This window comes from Amycolatopsis pretoriensis (assembly GCF_900107925.1).
Lineage (GTDB): Bacteria > Actinomycetota > Actinomycetes > Mycobacteriales > Pseudonocardiaceae > Amycolatopsis > Amycolatopsis pretoriensis.
On the sequence record NZ_FNUJ01000004.1, the window covers coordinates 98,826 to 124,394 of the forward strand.

The 25,569-nt window shown below is 70.9% G+C and carries 26 protein-coding genes; 16 read left to right on the plus strand and 10 right to left on the minus strand.

All coding sequences use genetic code 11. The annotated features are described in order from the left end of the window. The first annotated feature begins 116 nt into the window (after positions 1–116). Positions 117–818 (plus strand): ABC transporter ATP-binding protein, encoded by a 702-nt coding sequence (locus BLV96_RS17910; protein ID WP_086670921.1) that lies wholly within the window; start codon positions 117–119, stop codon positions 816–818. After that, the gene (locus BLV96_RS17915) at positions 815–3,064 is read left to right on the plus strand and encodes an ABC transporter permease (protein WP_086670923.1); all 2,250 of its coding nucleotides are present in this window, start codon (positions 815–817) and stop codon (positions 3,062–3,064) included. Before BLV96_RS17910 ends, BLV96_RS17915 begins: the two co-directional genes overlap by 4 nt. 40 nt (positions 3,065–3,104) lie before the next feature. Here BLV96_RS17915 and trmB read toward each other — a convergent pair whose 3' ends face one another. The 6 genes from trmB to BLV96_RS17945 form a co-directional block, all read right to left on the minus strand. Then, positions 3,105–3,800 (minus strand): tRNA (guanosine(46)-N7)-methyltransferase TrmB, encoded by a 696-nt coding sequence (gene trmB, locus BLV96_RS17920; RefSeq protein WP_086670925.1) that lies wholly within the window; start codon positions 3,798–3,800, stop codon positions 3,105–3,107. Positions 3,801–3,809: 9 nt separating this feature from the next. Further along, positions 3,810–4,379, minus strand: coding sequence for a hypothetical protein (locus tag BLV96_RS17925; protein ID WP_086671128.1), 570 nt, complete (start codon positions 4,377–4,379; stop codon positions 3,810–3,812). A 156-nt stretch (positions 4,380–4,535) separates the two neighbouring features. Beyond that, entirely contained in the window at positions 4,536–5,291 is a 756-nt protein-coding gene (locus BLV96_RS17930; RefSeq protein WP_086670927.1) for a hypothetical protein, read from the minus strand. After that, positions 5,288–6,193, minus strand: a complete 906-nt coding sequence (locus BLV96_RS17935) for an ABC transporter ATP-binding protein (RefSeq protein WP_086670929.1) — start codon at positions 6,191–6,193, stop codon at positions 5,288–5,290. The genes BLV96_RS17930 and BLV96_RS17935 overlap by 4 nt, the downstream gene beginning before the upstream one ends. A 92-nt stretch (positions 6,194–6,285) precedes the next feature. Beyond that, positions 6,286–7,035, minus strand: a complete 750-nt coding sequence (locus BLV96_RS17940; RefSeq protein ID WP_086670931.1) for an ABC transporter permease — start codon at positions 7,033–7,035, stop codon at positions 6,286–6,288. A 17-nt stretch (positions 7,036–7,052) separates the two neighbouring features. Continuing rightward, on the minus strand, positions 7,053–7,991 hold the full coding sequence (locus BLV96_RS17945; protein ID WP_086670934.1) for an ABC transporter ATP-binding protein: 939 nt from the start codon (positions 7,989–7,991) through the stop codon (positions 7,053–7,055). Positions 7,992–8,188: 197 nt separating this feature from the next. On the opposite strand from BLV96_RS17945, the gene BLV96_RS17950 reads away from it, so the two are divergent. The 3 genes from BLV96_RS17950 (at position 8,189) to BLV96_RS17960 (ending at position 10,730) form a co-directional block, all read left to right on the plus strand. Next, complete coding sequence (locus BLV96_RS17950) at positions 8,189–8,776, plus strand: TetR family transcriptional regulator (protein ID WP_086670936.1); 588 nt, start codon at positions 8,189–8,191, stop codon at positions 8,774–8,776. Then, positions 8,773–9,684 carry an SDR family NAD(P)-dependent oxidoreductase gene (locus BLV96_RS17955; protein WP_086670938.1) on the plus strand — a complete coding sequence of 304 codons (912 nt, stop codon included), beginning with the start codon at positions 8,773–8,775 and terminating at the stop codon, positions 9,682–9,684. The genes BLV96_RS17950 and BLV96_RS17955 overlap by 4 nt, the downstream gene beginning before the upstream one ends. A gap of 149 nt (positions 9,685–9,833) precedes the next feature. Then, on the plus strand, positions 9,834–10,730 hold the full coding sequence (locus BLV96_RS17960) for an endonuclease domain-containing protein (RefSeq protein ID WP_244180298.1): 897 nt from the start codon (positions 9,834–9,836) through the stop codon (positions 10,728–10,730). 3 nt (positions 10,731–10,733) lie between these two features. Here the strand turns inward: BLV96_RS17960 and BLV96_RS17965 are convergent, their stop codons facing one another. Together BLV96_RS17965 and BLV96_RS17970 are read right to left on the minus strand one after the other, a co-directional pair. Then, on the minus strand, positions 10,734–11,390 hold the full coding sequence (locus BLV96_RS17965) for a response regulator (RefSeq protein ID WP_086670940.1): 657 nt from the start codon (positions 11,388–11,390) through the stop codon (positions 10,734–10,736). Continuing rightward, entirely contained in the window at positions 11,387–12,553 is a 1,167-nt protein-coding gene (locus BLV96_RS17970; RefSeq protein ID WP_425266188.1) for a sensor histidine kinase, read from the minus strand. The genes BLV96_RS17965 and BLV96_RS17970 overlap by 4 nt, the downstream gene beginning before the upstream one ends. A gap of 191 nt (positions 12,554–12,744) precedes the next feature. Here BLV96_RS17970 and BLV96_RS17975 point away from each other — a divergent pair, with 191 nt between their 5' ends. From BLV96_RS17975 to BLV96_RS18025, 11 genes are all read left to right on the plus strand, one after another. Next, the gene (locus BLV96_RS17975; RefSeq protein ID WP_208608287.1) at positions 12,745–14,253 is read left to right on the plus strand and encodes a dynamin family protein; all 1,509 of its coding nucleotides are present in this window, start codon (positions 12,745–12,747) and stop codon (positions 14,251–14,253) included. Positions 14,254–14,312: 59 nt separating this feature from the next. Then, complete coding sequence (locus BLV96_RS17980; RefSeq protein WP_086670946.1) at positions 14,313–14,960, plus strand: hypothetical protein; 648 nt, start codon at positions 14,313–14,315, stop codon at positions 14,958–14,960. A 46-nt stretch (positions 14,961–15,006) separates the two neighbouring features. Further along, positions 15,007–15,393 carry a nucleotide exchange factor GrpE gene (locus tag BLV96_RS17985; RefSeq protein ID WP_086670949.1) on the plus strand — a complete coding sequence of 129 codons (387 nt, stop codon included), beginning with the start codon at positions 15,007–15,009 and terminating at the stop codon, positions 15,391–15,393. Continuing rightward, positions 15,390–17,228, plus strand: a complete 1,839-nt coding sequence (locus BLV96_RS17990; RefSeq protein WP_086670950.1) for a dynamin family protein — start codon at positions 15,390–15,392, stop codon at positions 17,226–17,228. Before BLV96_RS17985 ends, BLV96_RS17990 begins: the two co-directional genes overlap by 4 nt. 104 nt (positions 17,229–17,332) lie before the next feature. Then, complete coding sequence (locus BLV96_RS17995) at positions 17,333–18,034, plus strand: hypothetical protein (RefSeq protein ID WP_086670952.1); 702 nt, start codon at positions 17,333–17,335, stop codon at positions 18,032–18,034. 294 nt (positions 18,035–18,328) lie between these two features. Further along, positions 18,329–20,149 carry a phosphoenolpyruvate carboxykinase (GTP) gene (locus tag BLV96_RS18000; RefSeq protein ID WP_086670954.1) on the plus strand — a complete coding sequence of 607 codons (1,821 nt, stop codon included), beginning with the start codon at positions 18,329–18,331 and terminating at the stop codon, positions 20,147–20,149. A gap of 81 nt (positions 20,150–20,230) precedes the next feature. After that, the gene (locus BLV96_RS18005; RefSeq protein ID WP_086670956.1) at positions 20,231–21,073 is read left to right on the plus strand and encodes a TIGR03621 family F420-dependent LLM class oxidoreductase; all 843 of its coding nucleotides are present in this window, start codon (positions 20,231–20,233) and stop codon (positions 21,071–21,073) included. A 13-nt stretch (positions 21,074–21,086) separates the two neighbouring features. Then, positions 21,087–21,968, plus strand: coding sequence for an LLM class F420-dependent oxidoreductase (locus BLV96_RS18010; RefSeq protein WP_086670958.1), 882 nt, complete (start codon positions 21,087–21,089; stop codon positions 21,966–21,968). Continuing rightward, complete coding sequence (locus BLV96_RS18015) at positions 21,965–22,570, plus strand: ABC transporter ATP-binding protein (RefSeq protein WP_086670960.1); 606 nt, start codon at positions 21,965–21,967, stop codon at positions 22,568–22,570. Before BLV96_RS18010 ends, BLV96_RS18015 begins: the two co-directional genes overlap by 4 nt. Further along, positions 22,564–23,841 carry a hypothetical protein gene (locus BLV96_RS18020; RefSeq protein WP_086670962.1) on the plus strand — a complete coding sequence of 426 codons (1,278 nt, stop codon included), beginning with the start codon at positions 22,564–22,566 and terminating at the stop codon, positions 23,839–23,841. The genes BLV96_RS18015 and BLV96_RS18020 overlap by 7 nt, the downstream gene beginning before the upstream one ends. A gap of 30 nt (positions 23,842–23,871) precedes the next feature. Further along, positions 23,872–24,450 carry an EndoU domain-containing protein gene (locus tag BLV96_RS18025; protein ID WP_086670964.1) on the plus strand — a complete coding sequence of 193 codons (579 nt, stop codon included), beginning with the start codon at positions 23,872–23,874 and terminating at the stop codon, positions 24,448–24,450. On the opposite strand, the gene BLV96_RS18030 is transcribed toward BLV96_RS18025, so the two are convergent. Next, entirely contained in the window at positions 24,447–25,262 is an 816-nt protein-coding gene (locus BLV96_RS18030) for a GNAT family N-acetyltransferase (RefSeq protein ID WP_086670966.1), read from the minus strand. The two genes, BLV96_RS18025 and BLV96_RS18030, sit on opposite strands and share 4 nt — an antisense overlap. 9 nt (positions 25,263–25,271) lie before the next feature. After that, positions 25,272–25,544, minus strand: a complete 273-nt coding sequence (locus BLV96_RS18035) for a helix-turn-helix domain-containing protein (protein WP_086670968.1) — start codon at positions 25,542–25,544, stop codon at positions 25,272–25,274. Positions 25,545–25,569 lie beyond the last annotated feature (25 nt).

Below are 25,569 nucleotides of genomic sequence, written 5' to 3' on the forward strand. Positions count from 1 at the left end.
CTCGGCCGATCGGCCGATGCCGCACCACTGGTGACTGGCCGTCTGCCCGAAGTGGACACCCCTCGATCTCCGCGAAGCTCATCGGCGTCAAGATCCGATCCGACAGGGAGAACGTGGTGGACCCGAACACTCCACAGTGGACGAATGGGCCGGTGCTCTCCGGCCGCGGGCTCGTGAAGCGCTACGGCGCGCAGTACGCCCTGGCCGGCATCGACATCGACATCCAGCCGCGGGACGCCGTCGCCATCGTCGGGCCGTCGGGCTCGGGCAAGACGTCGCTGCTGCACGTCCTGGCCGGCATCCTCAAGGCCGACGACGGGCAGATCCTCCTGGCCGGACAGCGGATCGACCACCTCGGCGAGAAGAAGCGCAGCGAGCTGCGCCGGACCGAGTTCGGTTTCGTCTTCCAGTCGGGAATGCTGGTCGCGGAGCTGTCGGCCGAAGAGAACGTCGCGCTGCCGTCGCTGCTGGCGGGGCTCGGCCGCAAGGAAGCCATCGACGCCGGCCGCCAGTGGCTTTCGCGCCTCGGCTTGGCCGGCAAGGAGAAGCGGCGCCCCGGCGAGCTGTCCGGCGGCGAGGCCCAGCGCGTCGCGATCGCCCGCGCCCTGACCCACCGGCCGAAGGTCATCTTCGCCGACGAGCCGACCGGTGCCCTCGACACGCGCACCGGCCGCGACACGATGGACGCCCTGCTCGGCGCCGCCCACGAGACGGGCGCCGCGGTGATCGTGGTGACCCACGACCGCGAGCTGGCCGAGTCGATGCCCAAGACCGTCGCCATCCGCGACGGGCTGATCGCGACGAGGCTAGCGGCGTGAACTCGCTCCAGATCGCTCTGCGGGTGCTGAAGGTCGACCGGCGGACCCGGACGTCGGCGATCCTCACCGCGATCGGGGTGGCCGTCGCGACCGGGCTGGTGCTGCTGCTGGCGACGCTGCCGTTCGCCACGCAGAACCGCGAGCAACGCGCCCTCTGGCAGGGCGAACACTTCTTCAGCCGCGGCTCCGACGCCCCGGCCAAGATCCTGTTCAACTCGGCGAAGGACTACTTCGACGGGCAGCAGATCATCCGCGTCGACGTCGCGCTGGCGCCCGGCGCCACCGCGGCCGAAGTCCCGCTGCCCGCCGGGGTGCCGCAGCTGCCGGGGCCGGGCGAGACCGTCGTGTCGCCGGCGCTCGGCCGGCTCCTGCAGGGCCACCCGGCCGACCAGCTCGGCGACCGGTTCGGCAAGCCCGTCGGCGCGCTCGACGAGAACGGCCTCCGCTTCCCGGAGCAGCTCGTGGCGCTCGTCGGGCACACCCCCGACCAGATGGCGGAGAACGCCAACCCGATCCCGGGCTTCCCGAGCGGGAAGGCGAGCCCGGACCCGCTGCTCATGCTGCTGTCCTGGGTCGGGATCATCGTCCTGCTGGTGCCGAGCCTGGTGCTGGTCGCGTCCTCGGCGCGGCTGACCGCGGCCCGGCGGGAGCGGCGGCTGGCCGCGATCCGGCTGGCCGGGGCGACGCCGGGGCAGGTCACGAACATGGTGGCCGCCGAGACGACGCTGTCCGCGGGCATCGGCGCGCTGCTGGGCCTGCTGATCAGCCCGGCGCTGCACGGCCTCGCGTCGTTCGTGCCGTGGGCCGGCGGCACGTGGCTCGCGGCCGACTTCGCGCTGCCGGTCGGCCTGACGGTGTTCATCGTCGTGGCCATCCCGGTGCTCGTGGTGCTCGCCGGGATCCTCGGCCTGCGCCGCGTGCTCAAGAACCCGCTGTTCGCGACGGGCGGCCACACGAAGAAGCCGTTGCGCTGGTGGCGTCTGCTGGCGCTGCCCGCGGCCGGGCTGTTCTTCCTCGTCGCGGTGACGACGGCGAAGGACTCCGGCGGCATCACGATGGTCATGGCGGGCCTGTTCCTGCTGGTCGGCTCGGCCGCGGTCGTCGGGCCGTGGGTGACGTCGGCGGTGGGCGGCACGTTCGTGCGGATCTGGCGGCGCCCGTCGGCGTTGCTGGCCGGCCGCCGGCTGCGTGACGACCCGAAGGGCGCTTACCGCGCCTCCGCCGGGATCGTGCTCGCGGTGTTCGCCGGCTCGATGGCGCTGACGCTGCTGCCGACGTTCGAATCGATGGCGGGCGGCGGGCGGTCCTTCCAGGACTCCGTGCTCTACGTCGACACCGACGCCCAGCACGCGGGCAAGATCGTCGACCAGGCCAACGCGTCCCTGCAGAAGTACGGGCAGGCCGAGAAGGCCGTCGCGGTCGGCGAGGTCTACCTGGTCCAGGGCGACGGCCGGGAGCGCACCGGCAACCGCGCGCTGGTGATGACCTGCGCCGACGCCGTCAAGCTGACCCGGTACGGCCTCACACCGGCCAACTGCACCGGCGGCCCGGCGGTCTTCGGTGACACGCAGCTGGACCTGGCGAAGTACCAGATCGCCACCGAGTGGGAGGCCCCCGCGGTCGCCGTCAACTCGGGTACGCGGGCCGAAGCCGTGCCGCCCCGGGACTCGGACCTGTCCAGCACGTCGATCATCGACCCGGCCGCGTTGCCGGCCGGCGTCACGCCGAAGTGGGTCACCGTGGTCGCGCCGACCACCGACGCCAACCGCGAGATCGTCCGGACGGCGCTGGCCGCGCCGGCCGCGGGCGAGGAGATCGGCAGCCGCGACCAGTACCTGTTCAACCAGCAGACCGAGCTCGGCGACCTGCGCCGGGTCACGGTGATCGGGCTGATCGCCGCCGGTGTCCTGGCCGGCTGCAGTGCCGCGGTCGCGACCGCGGGCTCGGTGATGGACCGCCGTCGCACGTTCGGGGCGTTGATGGCGGCCGGCACGCCGGTCCGGGTGCTGGCGAGGGCGCTGCGGATGGAGGCCGCGCTGCCCGCGCTGGTCGCCACCATCGGCGCGGGAATCGTCGGGGTACTGGTCGGCGTTGGGCTCTACAGCATGGTCGACGAGCGGGGCATCGTGCTCAGCCCGTGGCTGCTGGCGCCGGTCGTGCTCGGGGTCGGGGTGGCCCTGCTCGGCGCGTCGGTCTGCACCCCCGCGCTCAAGCGGGTCCAGGCCGAACCGCTGGCCGACGAATAGGTAAGGACGTTCGCCCCTCTGTCGGGGGAGGGGCGAACTCCTACCGCTTTTCGAAGATGAGGTCGTGCGAGACGCGGCCGTCGACGTCGGCGCGCTGCTCGAACTTGGTCACCGGCCGCCACTCCGGCCGCGGCGCCCAGCCGTCGTACCGGTTCTTCAACGCCGGTTCCGCGGAGCAGACCTCGAGCATCTGCTCGGCGTAGTTCTCCCAGTCGGTCGCCATGTGGAAGGTGCCGCCGGGCGCGAGCCGCGACGCCACGAGCGCGGCGAACGACGGCGACACGATCCGCCGCTTGTGGTGCTTCTTCTTCGGCCACGGGTCCGGGAAGAACAGCCGGACGCCGTGCAGCGTGTCCGGCTCGACGTGCTCGGTCAGCAGCACCACGGCGTCACCGTGCAGCAGCCGCAGGTTTTCGACGCCCAGCTTTTCGGCGCGCAGCATCAGCTGGCCGAGGCCTGGGTCGTAGACCTCGGCGGCGACGTAGTTCAGCTCCGGCGCCGCGGCGGCCAGCTGCGAGGTCGTCTCACCCATGCCGGAGCCGATCTCCAGCATGACCGGCGCTTCGCGGCCGAACCACTCGGTGAAGTCCAGCGTTCCGGCGGGCAGCTCACCGACCGTGCGGCCGAGCTCCGGCCACAGTTCGTCCCACGCGCGTTGCTGCCCGACGGTCATCCGGCCACCGCGCTTGACGTAGCTGACCACGCTGCGCAGCCGGGGCTGGTCCTCGTTTTCCACTCACCGAGGTTAACGAACGGCTTCGAGCACCCCGAGACGCGACCGCAGTCCCGCGAGCCCGGCGATGGCGATCGGTTCCGGCGTCGGCCCGGTGTGCGCGGGCAGGACGTCGATCCAGCCGGGGTGCCGATCGGTGTTGATCACCGTCGTGGGAATCGCGTGCCCCGATTTCCCGCGTTCGGACGGCATGAACTCCCAGTAGCCGGATTCGCCGTCCGCGGCCCACGGGACGAATTCCCAGCCCGGCCGCCGGCCGAGCAGTTGCGCGATGCGGTCCTCGACGCGGAAACCCTGTTCCCGCGAATCCAGCTTCCCGTCCGCGATCGCGCGGAGCCACCACGGCGCCGGGATCGGCCCCGCCATCCCGGCGGAGGCGCGGAACAGGCCCAGGACCGTGTCTTCGGGCGCGCGGTGCACCCACGCCCGGCGGAGTTCGGCCGGCGTCGCCGCCGTCATGGCAGCCTGCGGGAGCTCGATCGCTCGTGACCATTCGAGGTCCAGCATCGGTTCGAGCCGGGGAGCGTCGTCTTCGACGCGGGCTCGGGGAATCGTGTTGCCCAATTCTTGACCGGTGTTCACCGTCAAGGATCACCTCCAGGGGAGCGCAGACGGTTCCGGTGCTCACTTACGAATATTGCCTGGTCATAGCAGTATGTCCGGTGCCTGTGAGAGAAGCCACAGCCTCTTCATCTTTTGTTAACACGAATTTTTGAGGTATTGAGAGCGCCGTCACGCTCAGGCGTCGCGGCGTGCGGTGGTGACGACCCCGGCCACGAACAGTGCAACGCAGATCGCCGCGAAGTAACCGAGGTACCCCCACGGGCCGAGCGGGGCGGGCGGCAGCTGCAGCGCCCCCACGCCGAGCCCGCCGGCGCCGACGAACTGGTCGGCCGCGTGGAACGGCATCCACTGGTAGATGTGCTTGCCGGCGCCCGGGATGAGGATCACCACGCCTTCGAGCACCTGCGTCCACACGAGGACGATGGTCAGCGCGAAGGCGACGCTGCGCAGCAGCAGGGCCACGCCGACGCCGGCCACCGCGGCGAACAGGAAGACCAGGCTCTGCCCGAGCACCGAGCGCCATTCCGCGCCGGAGTGCAGCGCGAGGTCGGCGTCCGGCGCCACCAGCGTCGCCAGGCCCCACGAACCGAAGCCGACGAGCAGCCCGAGCCCGGCGCCGACCGCGCCGACGACCGCGACCTTCGCCAGCAGCGCGGGCACCCGGCTCGGCACGGCCTGGAACGTCAGCCGCATCGTGCCCCAGTTGAACTCCGACGCCGTCGCGAGGATCGCGAGGACGACCAGCACGGTCCGGCCGTTGCCGCTCGCGAGCTGGGTGTTGCCGACCGTCGGCGGGATCTCCGGGCCGGCCAGGGCGAAGAACAGGGCGGTGAAGCCGAGCGGTGCGGCGAACGCGAGCGCCAGGCACCACCACGGCGCCCGGGTGCTGAAGAGCTTGATGCGCTCGGCGCGGAGCAGGTTCGTGATCATCGAGCGGCTCCCGCCGTGAACTCGGTGGCTTCGCGGGTGAGGTCGAGGTAGGCCTGCTCCAGGGAGCCGGTGATCGGGCTCAGCTCGTGCAGCGTCGCGCCGGCGTCGAAGGCCAGTTGCCCGATCCGGTCACTGTCCATTCCGGACACCACGAACGCGCCGTCGGCCTCGGTGAACTCCGCCTGGCCGGTCAGGGCGGCCCGCAGCTCGTTGGCGTGCGGGGTGCGCACGCGGACGCCGTGCTCGCTGGTCTGCGCGACGAATTCGTCCATCGTGCCCTGGTAGATCAGCCGGCCCCGGCCGATCACGACCAGGTCCTGGGCGGTCTGCGCCATCTCGGGCAGCAGGTGGCTGGAGACGAAGACGGTCCGGCCGTCGGCGGCCAGCGCGTGCAGCAGCTGGCGGATCCAGGCCATGCCCTCGGGGTCGAGGCCGTTCACCGGCTCGTCGAACAGGAGCACGCGCGGGTCGCCGAGCAGCGTGCAGGCGATCCCGAGCCGCTGCAGCATGCCGAGCGAGTACTGCCCGGCGCGGCGCCCTTCCGCGCTGGTCAGCCCCACCAGCGCGAGCACTTCGTCGACGCGCTTCTCGGGGATGCCGTTGGTCGCGGCCAGCCAGCGCAGGTGGTCGCGCCCGCTGCGGCCGGGGTGGCGCCAGGTGGCGTCGAGCATCGCGCCGACCGTCCGGAGCGGATCTTTCAGCTCCCGGTACGGGACGCCGTCGACGAGGACCGTGCCCGCGTCCGGGGTGTCGAGGCCGAGGACCAGCCGCATGGTCGTGGACTTGCCGGCGCCGTTCGGGCCGAGGAAGCCGGTGACGCGGCCCGACCGCGCGGTGAACGTCAGCTCGTTGACCGCGGTGGTGGCCCCGTACCGCTTGGTCAGTGCGTTCGCTTCGATCACCCGGGGAGCCTATCGGGAAATGGGGAATCCGGGTCGCCCCCCGACAGCGCGACCCGGATTCCCGTTTTCCCCTTATCCCCTTGTTCCCCCTTTTATGCGTCCCGCTTCTTCGCAACCCCGAGTGCGACGAGCAGGAACACGACCGCGATGCCGGCGAAGTACGCCAGCGCCCACCCCGGGCTCAGCGGCGAGTCCGACGGGGCGGGGCCGTCGACGACCGCCGAGCCGCGCAGGAACTTGTTCGCCACGTTGAACGGCAGCCACTCGTGGATGGTGTGCCCGATCTTCGGGATCAGCTGCACCAGCTCTTCCACGGCCAAGTAGTAGATGAGCAGCAGTGCGATGGCACCGGCGCTGTGCCGGATGAGGATCCCGAGCGCGACCGCGAGCACCGCGCTGAGCGCGAACACCGGGCCGAGGCCCGCGACGTTCATCCAGTCCTGCGAGGTGTGCAGGCCGAGGTTGTCGTCCGGCCGCATGAGCATGCCGAGGCCCAGCGCCCCGAACGCGGCGATCTCCCCGATCACCAGCGCCACGAGCGCGACGACGATCGCCTTGGCGACCAGCGCGGGCGAGCGGTGCGGCACGGCCTGGAACGTCGTGCGGATGGTGTTGAACCGGTATTCGGTGGTCACCGCGAGCGCGGCGAGCACCATGACGACGGCGATCCCGAACTGGGAGCCGCCGAACTGGGTGGCGGACAGCGTGAGCTGCGAGTCCGACGGCGTCGCGCCGGCGATGATGGCCGCGAAGCCGATGGTCAGGGCCAAGGTGATGAGCGCGCACCACCACGGCGATCGGGTGCTGAACAGCTTGATGCGTTCGACTGCGAGCAGGTTCATGGTCTTGGGTTCCCCGGTTACTTGGCGGACTCGAGCACGTGCTGCGCCTCGGCGTCGAGGCCCGTGTGGTACTCGACGGAGTCGCCGGTGATCTGCATGAAGGCCTGCTCCAGCGAGCCGGTCTGCGGGCTCAGCTCGTGCAGCACGATCCGGTTGGCGGCGGCGATCTCGCCGATCTTGTCGCTGTCCATTCCGGACACCACGAGCGCGTTCGCCTCCTCGGCGACCCCGGCGCTGGCACGCTGCAGGGCGTCCCGCAGCTCGGCCAGCTGCGGCGAGCGCACCTTGACCGTGTTCTCCGCCGCGCGGGCGACGAAGTCTTCGGTCGACGACTGCGAAATCAGCTGTCCCCGGCCGATCACCACGAGGTTGCTCGCGGTCAGCGCCATCTCCGAAAGCAGGTGGCTCGACACGAAGACGGTCCGGCCTTCCTCGGCCAGGCGGTGCATGAACTTCCGGATCCAGAGGATGCCCTCCGGGTCGAGGCCGTTCACCGGCTCGTCGAACAGCAGTACCTCGGGGTCGCCCAGCAGGGCGGCCGCGATGCCGAGCCGCTGCGACATGCCGAGCGAGAACCCGCCGGCGCGCTTGCCCGCGACGCTGGTCAGGCCGACCGTCTCGAGCACCTCGTCGACGCGGCTCGCCGGGATGCGATTGGACTTCGCCATCCACAGCAGGTGGGCGCGCGCCGAGCGGTTCGGGTGCACCCACTTCGCGTCGAGCAGCGCACCGACCGTGCGCAGCGGTTCCTTGAGTTCGTGGTACTTCTTGCCCCCGATGGTGACCTGGCCGCCCGTCGGGTTGTCCAGGCCCAGGATCATCCGCATGGTGGTGGACTTGCCCGCCCCGTTCGGGCCGAGGAAGCCGGTGACCTGACCCGCGGCCACGGAGAACGACAGGTTGTTCACCGCCAGTGTCTTCCCGTACCGCTTGGTGAGGCCGGTTGCCTCGATCATGACTGCTCCTCTTCCGCCCCTCGCTTACGACGCGTTCATCGTCGCGGGTCGGGGGCGGTCCGCGCGTCACCCTGCGGGTCTAACCGCTCCCCCTACCTGAGTAGTACCTTGCTGGCTCTTCGGCTGATGCGCGATCCGTGATGACCCTGAGACGACCCTGATTCGACGTCATTAATGAACTATGGTTCAATAATGACGTGGCCCGGCCGAGGAGTATCACCGACGAGCGGCTGCTGGGTGCGGCGGAGACCGTCATCGGCAGGTGCGGCCCCGGTTTCAAGCTCGCGCAGGTGGCGTCCGAGGCCGGGGTTTCGGTCGGCACGGTCGCACAGCGGTTCGGCTCCAAGAGCGGCCTGCTGCAGGAGATGAGCCGGCGGGCCACGCGGCGGGCGGTCGAGCAGATGCGGGAGTGCGCCGAGCAGGCCGACGACCCGGTCGCCGGCCTGCGGGCCGCGGCGGTCGCGGTCTACGCGGTGCTCGGTGACGCCGAAGAGGCGGCGAACCACCTGGGCCAGCTCGGCGTGGACATCGGCGACCCGGTGCTGCGGTCGCTGCTGGGCGAGCACTTCACGGCGGTCGAGGAAGAACTGCGGCGGCTGGTGCGGGCGGCGGCTCCCGCGCTGCCGCACGCACCGAGCGTGCCGCGGGCGGCCCGGGTCGTGCTGGACGTGATCAACGGAGTGTCGATCGACTGGTCGATCCGGCCGCACGGGCGGCTGGCCGACCGGCTGGCGGAGGACGTCGACGCGGTTTTGACCGCGTGGCGGGGACGGGAGGATTCATGAGTTTGGAAGGCAAGGTAGCGGTGGTCACCGGGGCGACCCGGGGCTGCGGCCGGGCGATCGCGGTGGAGCTGGGCCGCGCGGGCGCGACGGTGTACGTCACCGGCCGCACGACGCGCGAAACGGTGTCACCGATGAAGCGCCCGGAAACGATCGAAGAGACGGGCGAACTGGTCGAGGCGGCGGGCGGCCGCGCGATCGTCGTCCGCTGCGACTTCACCTCGCAGTCCGATGTGGACGCGTTGAAGGCGCGCATCGAGTCCGAAGTGGACGGAATCGACCTCCTGGTCGACGACGTCTGGGGCGGCGACATGTACTTCCACTTCGACGCGCCGTTCTGGGAGACGCCGCTGGAAGACGCGCTCAACCTGACGCACAACGCGCTCGACACGCACCTCATCGCGCTGCACAAGCTGCTGCCCCTGGTGGTCGCCCGCCGCGGCCTGGTGCTGGAAGTGACCGACGGCGACAACGACGACTACGTCGGCGCGGGTCTCCCCTACTACGTCGCGAAGTGCGGCATCCGGGCACTCGGCCGGGCACTGGGCGTGGAGCTGAAGAAGAACGACTGCGTCGGCCTCGCGGTCACACCGGGGTTCCTGCGTTCGGAGTCGATGCTGGACGCGTTCGAGGTGACCGAGGACAACTGGCGCGACGCGGTGGGCAAGATAGCGCCGGTCGACTTCAAGATCTCCGAGACGCCGTACCTGCTCGCGCGCGGAGTGGCGGCCCTGGCCCAGGACCCCGCCGTGTCCCGTTTCGCCGGCCAAACGCTGGCATCCTGGACGCTGATGAAGGAGTACGGCTACACGGACATCGACGGCGACCGCCCGGACTTCGGCCGCTGGATCACCGAAGTCCGCAACGCGGGCAAGGACCCGGCAACAACCCCACCAGACGACTACCGCTAATCCCGAGCTTTCACGTGAAAGCTCGGGTCCCAGGTGGGAGCTTTCACGTGAAAGCTGGGGTTGTCCACAACTTGGGGGGGGTGTGGACAACCTGGGTTTGTTGATCTTGGAACGGCGGATTGCGGCTGGACGCGCGGGATGCTCGGTTCGTGTTGTGCACCTCCGCCGAATTCGAGTTCGCCGAGCCCTTCCTGGGTAGCCACGCCATTGCCGCTGGTGCGGTGACCGAGCAGACCCTGCGATCACCGCTCTTCACGAAGCTCTTCCGCAACGTCTATGTGGCTTCGGCGACACCAGTCACGCATGTGCTGCGTTGCCGAGCCGCTGCGCTACTCGCACCGCCGTGCGCGGTTCTCACCGGCTGCTCGGCCTCGACCGTCCGCGGCATCGAGCTGGCCGGAGCCCATGACCCGGTCGAGTTCGTCTTGCCGGAAAGCGTGTTGTTCGCCCTGCAGGACGGTGTGCACATCCGGCGGACCAGCCGGGGACGGATTCACAGCGAGCCGTGGCAGGAAATCCGGTTGGCTTCGTCGGTCCGCCTTGTCTTCGACATCCTGACTGACACGAAGCTTCACCGATCACTGCCGAGGGTGGTCGGCTACCTCGACGCGTTGCTCCGGGCAGGTGAGATCGACACGACGGCTCTGGCGGCCTACCTGAAAGGCCGCCGGGAGAACGGAATCGTCCGCGCGAGAAGAGCCTTCCAACTCGCCGACCCCCGTTCGGAGAGCATTCCCGAGTCCGAGTTGCGGGTCTGGCTGACCGTGGCCGGCCTCGCCCCCGACCTCCAGGTTCAGGTCTTCGACGACCGAGGTGCGTTCGTGGGCCGGTTGGACCTGGCCTTTCCTGACCGCAAACTCGCAGTGGAGTACGACGGCGACTGGCACCGGGATGGTGACCAACCGCAGCGCGACGACGCGCGCCGGCAGGCGATCCGTGCGTTGGGCTGGCGGTTCGTGATCGTCACCAAGACCGAGCTGTACGGGGCACCGAAGGCCGTGGTCGCAGCGGTCCGTGCGGAGCTTTCACGTGAAAGCTCCGCTTGAGTGTCAGGCGAGGCCGGGGCGGGCGAGGCCGGTTTCGTAGGCCAAAACCACGGCCTGCACCCGGTCCCGCAGCTCCAGCTTCGCCAGGATCCGCCCGACGTGCGTCTTCACCGTCGCCTCCGAGAGGAACAGCGCCTCGGCGATCTCCAGGTTCGACATGCCCTTCGCGATCAGCACCAGCACCTCGCGCTCGCGGTCGGTCAGCACGTCCAGCTCCGCGGTGTCCCGCATCGGGGTGCCGCCGGAGCCGACGAAGCGGTCGAGCAGCCGGCGGGTCACCGATGGCGACACCACCGCGTCGCCCGAGGCGACCGCCCGCAGTGCCGACACGAGGTGGCCGGGCTGGGTGTCCTTCAGCAGGAACCCGCTCGCGCCACCCTGCAGCGCCGCGTAGACGTACTCGTCCAGGTCGAACGTCGTCATCACGAGCACGCGCGCGGTGCCGGCCGCGACGATCCGCTTCGTCGCCTCGACGCCGTCGAGCACCGGCATCCGGACGTCCATCAGCACGACGTCGGGCCGCAGTCGCGAAGCCAGCTCGATCGCCTGCGCGCCGTCGCCCGCCTCGCCGACCACGTCGATGTCGGCCTGGGCGCCCAGCACCATCCGGAACCCGACGCGCATCAGTTCCTGGTCGTCGACGACCACCACCCGGATCACTTGTCCAACCTAACCGGCAGCTCCGCGCGGACCTGCCACCCACCACCCGGAGCGGGGCCCACGTCGAGCGTCCCGCCGTACACGTGCGCGCGTTCGCGCATGCCGATCAAGCCGTTGCCGCCCGGCAGGCGCTGCGCCGGACCAGCCAGCTGCGGGATCCGGCCCGCGCCGTCGTCGGACACCAGCACTTCCACGAGGTCGCCGGTCCGGTGCACCCGCACCGCCGCGGTCGCGCCGCGGCCGGCGTGCTTGAGCGTGTTGGTCAGCGACTCCTGCACGATCCGGTAGATGCCGAGCGAGACGCCGGCGGGCAGGTCGCCGAGGTCGTCGGTCTCCAGCTCGACCGGCACGCCGGCGGTGCGCATCCGGTCGGCCAGGTCGGCGATGGCGTGCGCGTCCGGCTGCGGGACGCGGGGTTCGCCGTCGGCGTCGTCGCTGCGGAGCACGTCGAGCAGGCGCCGCAGCTCGCCGAGCGCGCCGCGGCCGGTCTCGGAAATCGTTTGCAGGGCCCGTTGGGCGAGCTCGGGGTTGCTTTCGATCGCGTAGGACGCGCCGTCGGCCTGCACGACCATGACGCTCACCGCGTGCGCGACGACGTCGTGCAGCTCGCGCGCGATCCGCCCGCGCTCCTCGGCCACCGCGATCCGGGTGGCCTGGTCCCGTTCGGTCTCGAGCAGGTGCAACCTGGCCTCCACTTCCACGTCGTAGGCGCGCCGGGCACCGACGAACTCGCCGAGCGTCCAGCACAGGGCGATGCCGAACGCGAGGAACACGATCGCGAGGACGAGTTCGTCTTCCGCCTGGTCCAGCGCCAGCTGCACGGCCGACGAGACGACGACCGCGCCGACGAAGATCAGGCCCTGCCGCCGCCCGGCGTAGACGACGACCGAGTAGATGCTCATCGCCAGCCCGGCGGCGCTGCCGATGCCGAGCATCAGCGTCGCGTGCACGACGCTGACCACCAGCACGACGTAGGCCGACCACAGCGGCGACTTCCGGCGGAACACCAGCGGCGCGACCATCGCGAGGTTGATCGGCACGGCGACGTACCAGGGCGGCAGCTCCGGCAGCTCGGCGAACTGGTCGGCGACGAACAGCAGCATGTCGATCAGGCCGAGCAGGACGGCGAGCACCGTGTCGCCCGCCATGGGGTGGGCACGCATCCAGAGACTCAGCCGTCGCACCAGACAACACTAGGTCCCGGGCCGCCGGAAGCGCGTCGGTCGCCGGTACCACCTTCGGTGCGACCCGAGGATGAGCCCCATGGCACGATTCACGGGGTTGTCCGAACGACCGGGGAGGGCTGGGGGCCGTGACGTCACCGGAGCAGGGCCGGCTCGCGGGCCCGCTGTCGATGTCGGTGGCCAACCTGTGCCACCGGCTGCAGTCGCAGGTCTCCGCACGCACCGCGGCCGGCTTCGCCGAAGTGCTGCGCCGGCTCGGCGCGCCGCTGCAGGTGGCCGTCGCCGGGCGGATCAAGTCGGGCAAGTCGACGCTGGTCAACGCCCTGATCGGGCGCCGGGTCGCGCCGACCGACATCGGTGAGTGCACGCGGCTGGTGACCCGGTTCCAGTACGGCACGGTCGACCGCGTCGAGATCGTCTTCACCGACGGCCGCAAGCAGGTGCTCCCCTTCGCCGCGGACGGGATGATCCCGGCCGAGCTGGGCGTCGACATCGAGCAGGTGTCGCACATCGAGGCGTACCTGACCAACGCCGTCCTGCAGGGCATGACGGTGATCGACACCCCCGGTCTCGGTTCGCTCGACGCCGCTTCGGTGTCGCGGACCGAGCAGCTCCTGGGCGCCGCGAAGCACGCGAAAGACGACGAAGGTTCGGACGAGCTGGACGACACCTCGCGCAACGCGGTCGCCGGCGCCGAGGCCGTCCTCTACGTCGTCACCCAGGGCGTCCGCGCCGACGACCAGCAGGCCCTCGCCGCCTTCACCGCCGCCACCGCGAGCCGCGAGGCGGGCCCGGTCAACGCGATCGCCGTGCTGAACAAGGCCGACACCATCGCGCCGGAGTCGGTCGAGGGCGCCGACGGCGACGTCTGGAAGGCCGCGACGATCCTGTCGGAGAAGCAGGCGAGCACGCTGAAGCCGCGCGTGGCCGACGTGCTGCCGGTGATCGGGCTGATCGCGGAGTCGGCCGAGTCGGGCGGGTTCACCTCCGCCGACGCCGAGGCGCTGCGGCAGCTCGCCGACCTCGACGACGACGTCCTGCAGACCATGCTGATCTCGGCGGACATCTTCACGACCTGGGAGTGCGACGTCCCGTCGGGCACCCGGCTGCGGCTGCTGGAGAAGCTAGACCTGTTCGGCATCGCGCACGCCGTCGAAGCCATCCGCAAGGAACCGGAGATCACGGCGGGCGCGCTGCGGCGGTCGCTGCTCGACGCGTCCGGTCTCGAAGCGGTTCGGCAGCGGCTGTCGATCGTGTTCGCCGCCCGCGCCGACGGCATCAAGGCGGCCGCGGCGCTCGCGTCGGTCACCGCGCTCGCGCACGCCTCCGGCGACCCGGGTGAACGCCAGCGCGTCCACGACGCCATCGAGGTGCTGCTCGCCAAGCCCGAAGCCCACCAGCTGCGGCTGCTCGAAGCGCTGACGCTGGTCGCTTCCGGCGCGGTCGACATGCCGGAAGACCTGTCCGAGGAGGTCCTGCGCGTCGGCAGCAACGCCGACATCGGGGCCCAGCTGGGCAAGCCCGGCGCGGCCCGGCCGGACCTCGCCGCGCACGCGCTCGAACGCGCCGGCTGGTGGCGCTCCTTCGCGTCCTTCGGGGCGACGCCCGCGCAGAGCCGGGTCGCGCACGTCGTGCACCGGGCGTACTTCTTGATCTGGCAACAGGTCCGCGAAGCCTGAGTTTGTTTCTGCTTGCCGACTTCCGCTGGTAGGCCCGGTTTTCCGCGTACTGTTGAGGCGTGCGCCTAGAAAACACGACATCGTGGCGAGCGGGCTGGAGCAGCGAGAACGAGATCGACGTCGCGCTGTACATCCGTGACGCCCTCGCGCTGTCCGTTTCCGAAGGACAGGTGCTGCCGCCCGTGGAGCCGCAGGTCCCGGTGCACGTCCCACCCGAGATCGACCGCGCGGCCGTCCAGGCGCAGTGGGCCGACTGGTGGACCGACCTGCTGGCCTTCCTGCGCAACCGCGAGGACCCGGACCCGCGCAGCCCGCGGACCCGCTACGGCCGGCCCGCCCTGGCGCAGGGCTCGGCGATGCGGCAGGCGCTCGACTTCTTCGGCCCGGCCGCGGCCCGCCACTTCGCCAACGCGCGCGGTCCGGCCCTGCGCGGCGCGGGCGAGCCGTCCGGCGGCACGCCGTGGGCGCCCGGCTTCTACCGCCGGCAGATCGTGGCCGGCGAACGGCTCGGCCAGCTCGTGCGCGAGGCCGAGGTCCGGCTGGGCCGGCGCGCGTACCCGTTCCGCCTGAACGTCATCGAGATCTCCGTCGCCGGATCGATCTGGCTGCGCACGGCCGAGGACCAGCTGCTCGTCTCGTCCCGGCTCGCCGAGGACGGCCCCGGCCTCGAAGCCGTGCTCCGCGAGGTGATCGACCAGCTCGTGTGATCGGGTTCCGCTCCCGGCGAGCGGTCGAATCCGCCAGACTGTCCGCATGGCGTGGTTTCGCAAGGACGGAACCGACCGCGGGTCCACCGCGTCGGACACCGATGTGCACCCCTTGCAGCAGGTCACCGATCTCGAGCGCGCGCTCGCGGATCGCCAGGCGCTGATCCAGATGTGCCTGTACGCCCTGGACCGCGCCCGCAGTGGCGGCGTCGTCGAACGCCTCGAAGAAGGGCTCGCCGCGATCGGGGTCCAGGCACTGCGGCCCGAGGGCGAGCGGTTCGACCCGGCTCGCCACGAGGCCGGTGGCGCGGTCCCGACCGACGACCCGGCGCTCGACGGGATCGTCGCCGAAACCGAGGTCACCGGCTTCGCCGACCACGACCGCCTGCTGCGCGCCCCGATCGTCACCGTCTACGCGAAGAAGACCCCGTGAGCGCACCGACCGCGCCGAGCCTGCCCGCGCAGGTCCAGGCGGCCCGCGACCAGCTGCTGACCGTCGTCCGCGACGCCGATCCGGCCGCCGCCAAGTGGGTCGACGAGGTCCGGAAGGCGCGGCCGAAGAAGCCGGCCGTGGTGGTCGTCGGCGAGACGAACCGCGGGAAGAGTTCCCTGGTCAACGCGCTGCTCGCGATGCCGGGACTGTCCCCCGTGGACGCCGACGTCGCCACCGCCACCTACCTCGTGTTCGACCACGCCGACGCGTGGGGCGCGCAGGCCTGCTACCCCGGCCAGCTCGCGTCGGTGCCGATCGACCTCGGGCAGCTGATCAACTGGGTGTCCGCCGCGCACGAGCTGCCGCCGGGCCAGCTCCCGCCGCGGTACGTCGAGGTCACCGGGCCGGTCCCGCTGCTGGAACGCCTTTCGCTGGTCGACACGCCGGGGGTCGGCGGGCTCGACTCGCTGCACGGCGAGCTGGCCAAGGAAGCCGCCGCGGGCGCGACCGCGCTGCTGTTCGTCGTCGACGCCTCGGCGCCGTTCACCTCGACCGAGCTGCAGTTCCTGCGCGACGTCGGCGAGCGCGTCGAGACCGTGGTGTTCGCGCTGACCAAGGTGGACATGTTCCGCGGCTGGCGCGAGGTCATGGAGGCCGACAAGCAACTGCTGCGCGAGCACGCGCCCCGCTTCGCCGACGCCGTGTTCCACCCGGTGTCGGCGCGGATGTTCGAGACGGCCTCGAAGGCGCCGAACGAGCAGATGGCCGCGATGCTGCGGGAGAAGTCCGGCGTCGCCGCGGTGCAGACCGCGCTGCAGGAGCTCCTCGTCGGCCGCTCGGCCATGCTCGGCGAAGCGAACACGCTGCGTGCGCTGTCCAGCGCGCTCGGCGAGCTGAAGGCGAAGCTACAGGCCGAGAGCCGAGCGCTGTCCGCGGGCGAGGCAGAGGCCGAGCAGCTGCGCGAACGCCGTGACCAGCTTCAGGCGGAACGCCGGACGTCGACGCGCGGCTGGCAGCTGAAGCTGCGCGGCGAGGTGCAGCGCACCCGCGTCGAGGTCGGGCACGAAAGCGCCCGGCAGATGCGGGACGCGCAGACCCACTTCCGCCAGCTGATCGACGCGGCCAAGCGCGACGAGCTGGCCGCGTTGCCGCAGCAGGTCGACATCGCGCTGCAGACGACGTCGCAGCGCATTTCGATGCTGCTCTCGCAACGGCTGAACCAGGTCACCAACGTCTCGCTGTCGGAGCTGTTCTCCCCCGAAGAGCTCGACGTCATCCGCGCGCAGTTCGCCCGGGCCGGCGGCCCGCCGGTGGTGCTGCGCCCGCCGGACAAGAAGCCGCCGACGGCCGAGGACAAGCTGCTCGTCTTCATGGGCATCTCGGGCGGGGTCGGCGCGGGCAAGGTGGCCGCGCTGCCGCTGGCCGGCGTCGCGATCCTCAACCCCGTCGTGCTGCCCGCGACGATCATCATCGGCCTCGGCGCCGGCTGGTGGATGGCCCGCACGCGCAAGCACGCGGCCGACAAGCAGCACATGAAGCAGTGGCTGGTCGAGGCCATCGCGGATGCCCGGTCCACGCTGGACCAGCTCGTCGCCGAGCAGCTGATCGAGGCCGAGCAGCAGCTGTCGATGGCGCTGGACGAGGCACTGGGCCGGCGGATCGACGCCATCGAGGCCGAGCTGAAGGAAGTCGACAAGACGATCAAGATGGGTGCGCAGGAGCGCGCCAAGAAGATCGCCATCGTGTCGAAGCGGCTCAAAGAGGTCTCCGAAGGCCGTGACCGCGCCGAAGCCTTCCTCACCCGGATCCGGGCACTGCGGGACAAGACGGCCTGAGCATCCGCCCGGTTGTGAAGCGGAACCGAACGGGCCTACGGTGAGTCATACCTTCCGATAGCAGGTCAGAGACGGCGTTACCCGGTTCTAAGGGGGCAGTTCCCATGTGGGTCGACGAGAGCGGCGGCAGCGACACCGACGCGAGCGGTACGAACGCGATGACCGTCCACGTCGACGGCCAGGAGTACCAGGCCGAGGTCAACTACGACGTGAACGAGGACGGCGTCAACGACACCGCGATCGTCGAGCACGACGACGGCACCGCCCAGGCCTTCATCGACAGCAACCACGACGGTGAAGCCGACCAGTACGCCGTGCTGGACGAGAACGGGAAGGTCGTCGAGCAGGCCGTCTACGACGAGGCCAGCGGCGAGTGGGTCGAGTCCTCCGGGGGCGGCCACGACGACTCCGGCAGGAGCGGTCACGACGACAGCTCCGGCGGCCACATCCACGCGGACCTGCCGGACGGCGAGGTCGACGCGGGTGCCGCGACCATCGACACCGACCACGACGGACACAACGACACCGCCATCGTCGAGACGAAGAGCGGCGGCACGATCGCCTTCACCGACAAGGACGGCGACGGCGAAGCTGACATCGCCGTGCAGACCGACGCGGACGGCACGACCACGACGTTCGAGCACAGCGGACCCGGCCAGTGGACCGAAGTCTCCAGTGGACTGATGGACTCCGGCGGCGAGGGCGACCCGGCGGGTGACGCCGAGTGGGGCGGCGCCGGCACGCAGACGCTGGAGGGCGTCGCGCGCATCGACTCCGGCACCGGGCAGTGGATCTCCCCCAACTGAAAGTTAGCCAGGTCACAGTTTGAAAGCCCGAGGCTCCGGCCTCGGGCTTTCTTCATGTCTTCAATGAAAGAGAATTGACCATCTGAATCGATTCCCTTATCGGTCCTGTGAGAGAACGTACACGTCAGCTCTCGGTTACCTGCTGGTCATGCGGTTACTCTCGAAGAATCCCAAAACCCGCACACCGGTCGTCAGCCGGTGTGCGAAGCCATTCGGCCGCAGGCAATGAAGCCCGCACCGGAACAGCGTCGTTCCCGGTGCGGGCTCATTTGTCGTCGGAAGTCAGGAGTAGAGATGACCGCAGTCGCCATCCCCGGACTGGACACCGCGCCGACGACGCACACCGGCGTGCTGTCCTTCGTCCGGGAGGTCGCCGAGCTGACCAACCCGGACCGCGTGGTGTGGGTCGACGGGTCCGACGAAGAAGCCGCCCGGATCAACCAGGAGCTGGTCGACGCCGGGACGTTCGTGCAGCTCAAGTCGAAGCCCAACTCCTTCTGGGCCACTTCCGACCCCAACGACGTCGCCCGCGTCGAGGACCGCACCTTCATCTGTTCGGAGCGCCCGGAGGACGCCGGCCCGACGAACAACTGGATGGACCCGGCCGAGATGAAGGCCACCATGACCGAGCTCTTCCGGGGCTCGATGCGCGGCCGCACGATGTACGTCATCCCGTTCTGCATGGGTCCGCTCGGCGCCGAGAACCCCAAGCTGGGTATCGAAATCACCGATTTCGCCTACGTTGTCGCCTCCATGCGCGTGATGACGCGCGCCGGTAAGGCGGCCCTCGACAAGTTCGTCGCGCCGGATGGCACCGAGCGTGAATTCGTGCCCGCGCTCCACTCCGTGGGTGCGCCGCTCGAACCGGGTCAGCAGGACGTTTCCTGGCCCTGCAACGAAACGAAGTACATTTCGCACTTCCCGGAAGAGCGCGCGATCTGGAGCTACGGCTCGGGTTACGGCGGCAACTCCCTGCTCGGCAAGAAGTGCTACTCGCTGCGCATCGCTTCGGTGATGGCCCGCGACGAGGGCTGGCTCGCCGAGCACATGCTGATCCTCAAGCTGATCTCGCCCGAGGACAAGGTCCACTACGTCGCGGCCGCGTTCCCGAGCGCCTGCGGCAAGACCAACCTCGCCATGCTGCAGCCGACCATCCCGGGCTGGCGCGCCGAGACCCTGGGCGACGACATCGCGTGGATGCGCTTCGGTGAAGACGGCCGCCTGTACGCGGTCAACCCCGAGTTCGGCTTCTTCGGCGTCGCGCCGGGCACCGACTGGCACACCAACCCGAACGCCATGCGCACGATCGAGAAGGGCAACACGGTCTTCACGAACGTCGCCCTGACCGACGACGGCGACATCTGGTGGGAGGGCATGGAGAACCAGCCCGAGCACGCCACCTCCTGGAAGCACCAGGACTGGACGCCGGACTCGGGCGAGAAGGCCGCCCACCCGAACTCGCGCTACTGCACGCCGATGTCGCAGTGCCCGATCCTCGCGCCGGAGTGGGACGACCCGAAGGGCGTGCCGATCTCGGCGATCCTGTTCGGCGGGCGCCGCAAGACGACGGTGCCGCTGGTGAACGAGGCCCGCGACTGGCAGCACGGCGTCTTCATGGGCGCCACGATGTCGTCGGAGACCACGGCGGCCGCGGCCGGCGCGGTCGGCAACGTCCGCCGCGACCCGATGGCGATGCTGCCGTTCCTCGGCTACCACGCCGGTGACTACTTCAAGCACTGGCTGAACCTGGGCAAGAACGCCGACGCGAACAAGCTGCCGAAGATCTTCTACGTCAACTGGTTCCGCCGCGGCGACGACGGCCGCTTCCTGTGGCCGGGCTTCGGCGAGAACTCGCGGATCCTCAAGTGGGTCATCGAGCGCGTCGAGGGCAAGGGCAACGCCGTCGAGACGCCGGTCGGCTTCGTGCCGCGCGCCGAGGACCTCGACACCGAGGGCCTGACCGAGCCGATCGAGGACATCCAGGCCGCCCTGGACGTCAAGCCCGAGGAGTGGCGCGAGGAGCTGCCGCTGATCGAGGAGTGGTTCGAGAAGATCGGCGAGGTGCCCACCTCGCTGCGTGACGAGCTCGACGCGCTGGCCCAGCGCCTCAGCTGAGCTCTCCGAGACAGAAGGGGACGCCTTCCGGCCGCATCCGGGAGGCGTCCCCTTCTACCTGTCCAGGGTAGTTTCGCGACCATGAAACCGTTTCGCTTCGGGGTGGCGCTCGTGGCGCCCGGCTCGCGAGCCGAGTGGGTGGCGAAGTGCCGGCAGGCCGAGGACCTCGGGTACGACGTCGTCGGCGTGGTCGACCACCTCGGGCGGGTCGCCCCGGTGCCCGCGCTGCTGCTCGCCGCCGAGGCCACCGAGCGGGTCCGGCTCAACACGTACGTGCTCAACGCGAGCTTCCACAACCCGGTGCTGCTGGCCCGCGACCTCAGTGGGCTCGACGACTTCACCGGGGGCCGTGTCGAAGTCGGCATCGGGGCCGGGTACGCCCGCGCGGAGTTCGAGGCCACGGGCATCGAGTGGGGTACCGCCGGGCAGCGGTTCGAACGGCTCGTCAACGCGGTCACCGAACTCGAGCGCGCCTACGAAGGCCGCCCCCGCCCACCGCTGCTGCTCGGTGGCCGCGGCGACCGCATGCTGACCTTCGCCGCGCAGCACGCCGACACCATCGCCTTCACCGGCACCGCGCCCGGCGCGGCCGAAGGCCGGCTCGCCCTGGCCGGCCCCGACGCGATCGCCGAGCGCGTCGCGTTCGCCAAGAGAGCGCTGGGTGGCCGCGACGCCGAGCTCAACCTGCTGATCCACTTCATCCGCGTCACCGACGACCGGCGCTCGGCGCTCGAAACCGCGCACCAGCTCGTGCCGCACCTCGGTGCCGACGAACTCGGTGCGCTGCCCACCGTCGTCATCGGCTCGGCGGAGGCGGCGGCCGAACAGCTGCTGCGCACCCGCGAGACGCTCGGCGTCAGCTACTTCACGGTGATCGAAGAAGACCTGACCCGGCTGGCCCCGGTGATCGGAAAACTCCGGTGAGTACGTTGGGATCATGACTCGGGATTTCCGCTTCGGTGTCAACATGGTCGTTCCGGACAGCCGCGCCGCGTGGGTCGAAAAGTGCCGCAAGGTCGAGGACCTCGGCTACGACGTGCTCTCGGTCGCCGACCACCTCGGCATGGCCACGCCGTTCCCGTCGCTGGTGCTCGCGGGCGAGGCCACTTCCCACGTCAAGCTGAACACCTTCGTGCTCAACGCGCCCTTCTACAACCCGGTGCTGCTCGCCCGCGACGTCACGGGCACCGACCAGTTCACCGACGGCCGGCTGGAGCTCGGGCTCGGCGCGGGGTACGTCAAGGCGGAGTTCGAAGCGGCCGGGATGCCGTTCCCGTCCGCCGGCGAGCGCGTCGACCACCTCGAGCGCACGATCCTCGAGCTGAAGCGGCGCTACGCCGACCCCGAGCACAAGCCGTCGCCCGTGCGCCCCCAAGGGCCGCCGCTGCTGCTCGGCGGACGCGGTGACCGCGTGCTCGGCCTGGCCGTCGAGCACGCCGACATCATCGGCTTCACCGCCACGGCGAAGACGCCGGACGGCGCGCCCATCGCGGCGGGCACCCTCGCGGACGTCGACGAGCGCGTGGCGTTCGTCCGCGCGAAGCTCGGCGAGCGAGCGTCCGAAGTGGAGTTCAACCTGCTCTGCCAGTTCGTGAAGGTGACGAACGACCGCGCGGCCGGCCTGGCGGAGCTCGAGCAGCTCGTCCCCGGCGGGATGAGCGCCGAGGAGATCGGGGAGCTGCCGATCGCGCTCGTCGGCACGCCGGCCCAGATCGCCGACCAGATCCGCGGGCACCGCGAGCGGTTCGGCTTCACCTACTTCACCATCCTCGAGATGTTCTTCGAAGAGTTCGCCCCGGTGCTCGAGCACCTCCGATGATCGACGCGCGGGGCATCGGCGTCCGGGCCGGCGAGCTGTGGCTGTTCGACGACCTGGACTTCTCCGTCGACCCGGGTGAGTGCGCGGCGATCGTCGGGCCGAACGGGGTCGGCAAGTCGACTCTGATGCGCTGCTTCTACGGGATGCAGAAGCCGCAGCGGGGTCGCGTGCTCGTCGACGGCAAAGAGCCGGACGAACGGGACGTCGAGTTCCGGCGCAAGGTGTCCGTGCTGTTCGACGACTCGGACTTCTTCGCCGAGCTGACGCCGGTGCAGCACCTGGAACTGCTGTCCGGCTCGTTCGGTGCCGACCTCGGCGACCACGAGGAACTGCTGCGCGACGCGGGCCTGGGCGATCGCATGCGCGTCACGTCCGGGCACTTCTCCGCGGGCCAGCGGCGTCGCCTGCTCCTGCTCGGCGTCACCGCGCGGCCGCACCGGCTCCTGCTGCTCGACGAGCCGGAGCGTGCGCTGGACACCGCGGGCAAGGAATGGCTGGTCGAGCTGATCGCCCGGTCGACGGCGGCCGGCGCGGCGGTCGTGGTGGCCACGCACCACCCGCCGCTGCTGGAAGCCGCCGACAGCACGCTCGAGCTGTGGTGACCCTCGCGCCGCGGCGGATGCGGATCCCGGGCCGCAAGCGGTTCGGCGGGATCTTCAGCGGTGACACGGCGTCGTTCGTCTTCCTGTTCGGCTTCGGGTTCCTGTTCACCGCGTTCTTCCACGTCGACGGCTGGCGCCAGGCCGTCTACGGCTCGGCCCACGTGGACTTCCCGGCCGTGCTCGGCCTGCTCACGCTCTGCTGCGCGGTGGGCTGGCGCGGCCTGCTGCGCCGCGGCTTCGCGTGGGTCGAACCGGCCGAACTGACCTGGCTCGACTTCGCGCCGGTGGACCGCGGCCGCGTCGTCACGCTGCGGCTGCTCGGCGCCTGGACCGGCGTCGCCGCGGTGACCGGTTACCTGGCCGCGCTGCTGCTCGCGGTCGGCGGCGCCGGGCTGGACCAGTGGCGGGCGGGTGTCGCCGTCGTGGCCGCCACCGCGGTGGCGGCGTTCGTGAGCGCGCGGCGGACGTCGTTGCGGTTCGACGCGTTCGGCCCGCTGGTGCTCGCGGTGGCCGGGCTGGCGATCGCCGCGTTCGGCCTCGGCCCGGTGACCGCGGAGCTCATCGCCGCCGGCGTGCTGGTCGCGGCGCTGCCGCTGGCTTTCGGCGGCGAGCCGGTCTCCCGCGCGGGCCGGTCGGTGCTGCTCGCCGGGTGGGACGGCCGCGTGTTGCGCTCGGTCGCCGTCACCTTCCTCGACCCGATGATGCTGCTCCCGCCGTCCGCGCCGGTCGGGCTTTCGGTCCGGCGGCCGACCCCGCTGCGGCTGGCGGTCGCGGGCACGCTCGGCCGGTCGCGGTACGCGGGCGCGGCGGTGCTGGTCGGCTTCGCGGTCGTCGTCGCGCACATCGCGTTGCCGACCCTGCCGGGCGCGGTCCTGGCCGGCCTCGGCGCGTACGTCGCGCTGACGCCGTTCGGCGCCGGGCTCGGCGAGCTGTGGCGCAACCCGGGCCGCCGCCGCTGGCTCGGGTCGCCGGACCGCGACCTCGTGCTCGCGCACGGCGTGGTGCTCGCGGGCACCGGCCTGCTCTGGACGGGTGTGCTCGCGGCGGTCACCCTCGCGGGTGGGACGTCGTTCGGCGCGGGCGCATGGCTCGCCGTGCCGCTGGCGGTGCTCTCGATCCTGCGCACGGTCACGCGGACCGCCGTTGACTACGCGAATCCGGCTTTCGTGGACACCCCGATGGGGCCGATGCCCGCCAACCTGGCCCGCCAGCTGTTCCGCGGCCCCGACCTGCTCGTGGTCGGCATCGTGGTGCTGTCGGCCGCCGTTTGACCTACGCTCGTTCCGTCGAAGGGAGCAGCGGTGGGCGGCGGACACGCACCGGGCGTCGGGCGGCGGGCGACCAGTGAGTTCCCGCCCGGCTGGACCGACGAGCACATCATCTCGGTGGTCAAGGACGTCGCGAACGACCCCAGCGAGGCCCGGCGGCGGCAGCCGAACGGCCGCTGGCGCTGCGCGGGCGAGCGGTACAACGTGCACCTGATCGTCCTGGTCGAGGAGAACGGTCACGTCCACACGGCGTACCCGGTGGCGGGCCCCGGCGTGGTCCGCAACCCGGACGCGGCCCGCGACCCGGCCAACCCGACGGTGGCGGACCTCAAGGAGAACCGGATCAGCTTCTTCGGCGACAGCGTCCTGACCCAGCTGGCCGACCGCCTGTCCCCGGCGGACTACACGCACTACCGGACGCTGCTGTGGTCCGGCGAGTGGGAGGAGCTGGCCGACGTCCTGGCCGCCCACGCGGTCAAGGTCGGCTTCGGCTTCTCGACCGACGAGTTCTCCGACTTCGAACGGCTGCTGAACAGCTACGACCTGCCGGTCCCGGCGTGCGCGTTCCTCAACGACCGCGAGCACATCCTGAACCAGCTCCGCCCGGTCTAGCGGAAGTCGTACCCGGTGAAGTTCGCGATCGGGACGTACCCGAGCCGCCGGTACAGGGCGTTGCTGGTGACGTTGCCGGGATCGGTGTAGAGGACGACGTCCGTCGCGCCCGCGGCCAGCGCGGCCTGGCTGACGGCGAACGTCACGGCGCCCGCGTAACCCCGGCCGCGGAACCGGGCCGGGGTGTAGACGGGGTCGACGCGGACCATGCCCGCCAGCACCGGGGTCGAGCCGGCCATGGCGACGGGAGCGTCGGTCTCCCAGAACGTGAACTGCTTGGCGGCGAAGTTCGAGGCGGCCCAGGACCGCTCGTCGGTGAGGGGCGCTTGCCCGACCGCGACGGCGAACTCACTGCACCAGCGGACGATCTCCGCGTGCTCCAGCGCGTTCGCCGGGTGGCCGTCGGGCATCGGCTCCGGTGGCACGAGCGTGCCGAGCCGGTGCAGCCGGACCCGCACCCCGGGCACCGGCACCGCGCCGGTTCGCCGTTGCCACGCCTCGGCGAACGCGGCGGCGGTGTCGTCCTCGGCGGTCACGCCGTTCACCGGCTCGCCGTCCAGTTCCGCGGCGAGCGTGTCGGCCTGCTCGGGGGCGACCGCGGTGAGGAGCAGCCGTTGCGACGGACGGCGGTAGCAGACCGCGCGGACCTCGCCGTCCTCCTCCAGCCGTCCGAAGACGGTGCCCTTTTCTTCGTTCGTCCGCAGCTGCTCGAGCCGGGTCAGCTGCGAGGTGTGCAACGCGGGTCGCGAGCGCAGGAAGTCCCCGGTCCGGGCGAGGAAGCCGTCGATGTCCTCGGTGAGGTGCCAGCCCATGTGCCGGGGTCAGCTCGCCTGCGAAAGCGGTGGTGACGGCGTCGACGCGACCGTTGCGCGCAGCTCATCCAGGGGCAGGCCCACGGCGTCCGCGATGGCCGTGACCGTGAAGAACGCCGGGGTCGGGATCCGCCCGGTCTCGATCTTGCGGAGCGTCTCGACCGAGATCCCGGCCTCCGCGGCGACGTCGACCATGCTCCGGCCGGCCCGCGCCGTCCGCAGTGCTTGGCCGAGGCGTTCGCCCCGTTCGCGCTCTTCGTCCGTAAGCGGTACCCGCACCATGACGCCAATACTAATACCAGAGTTG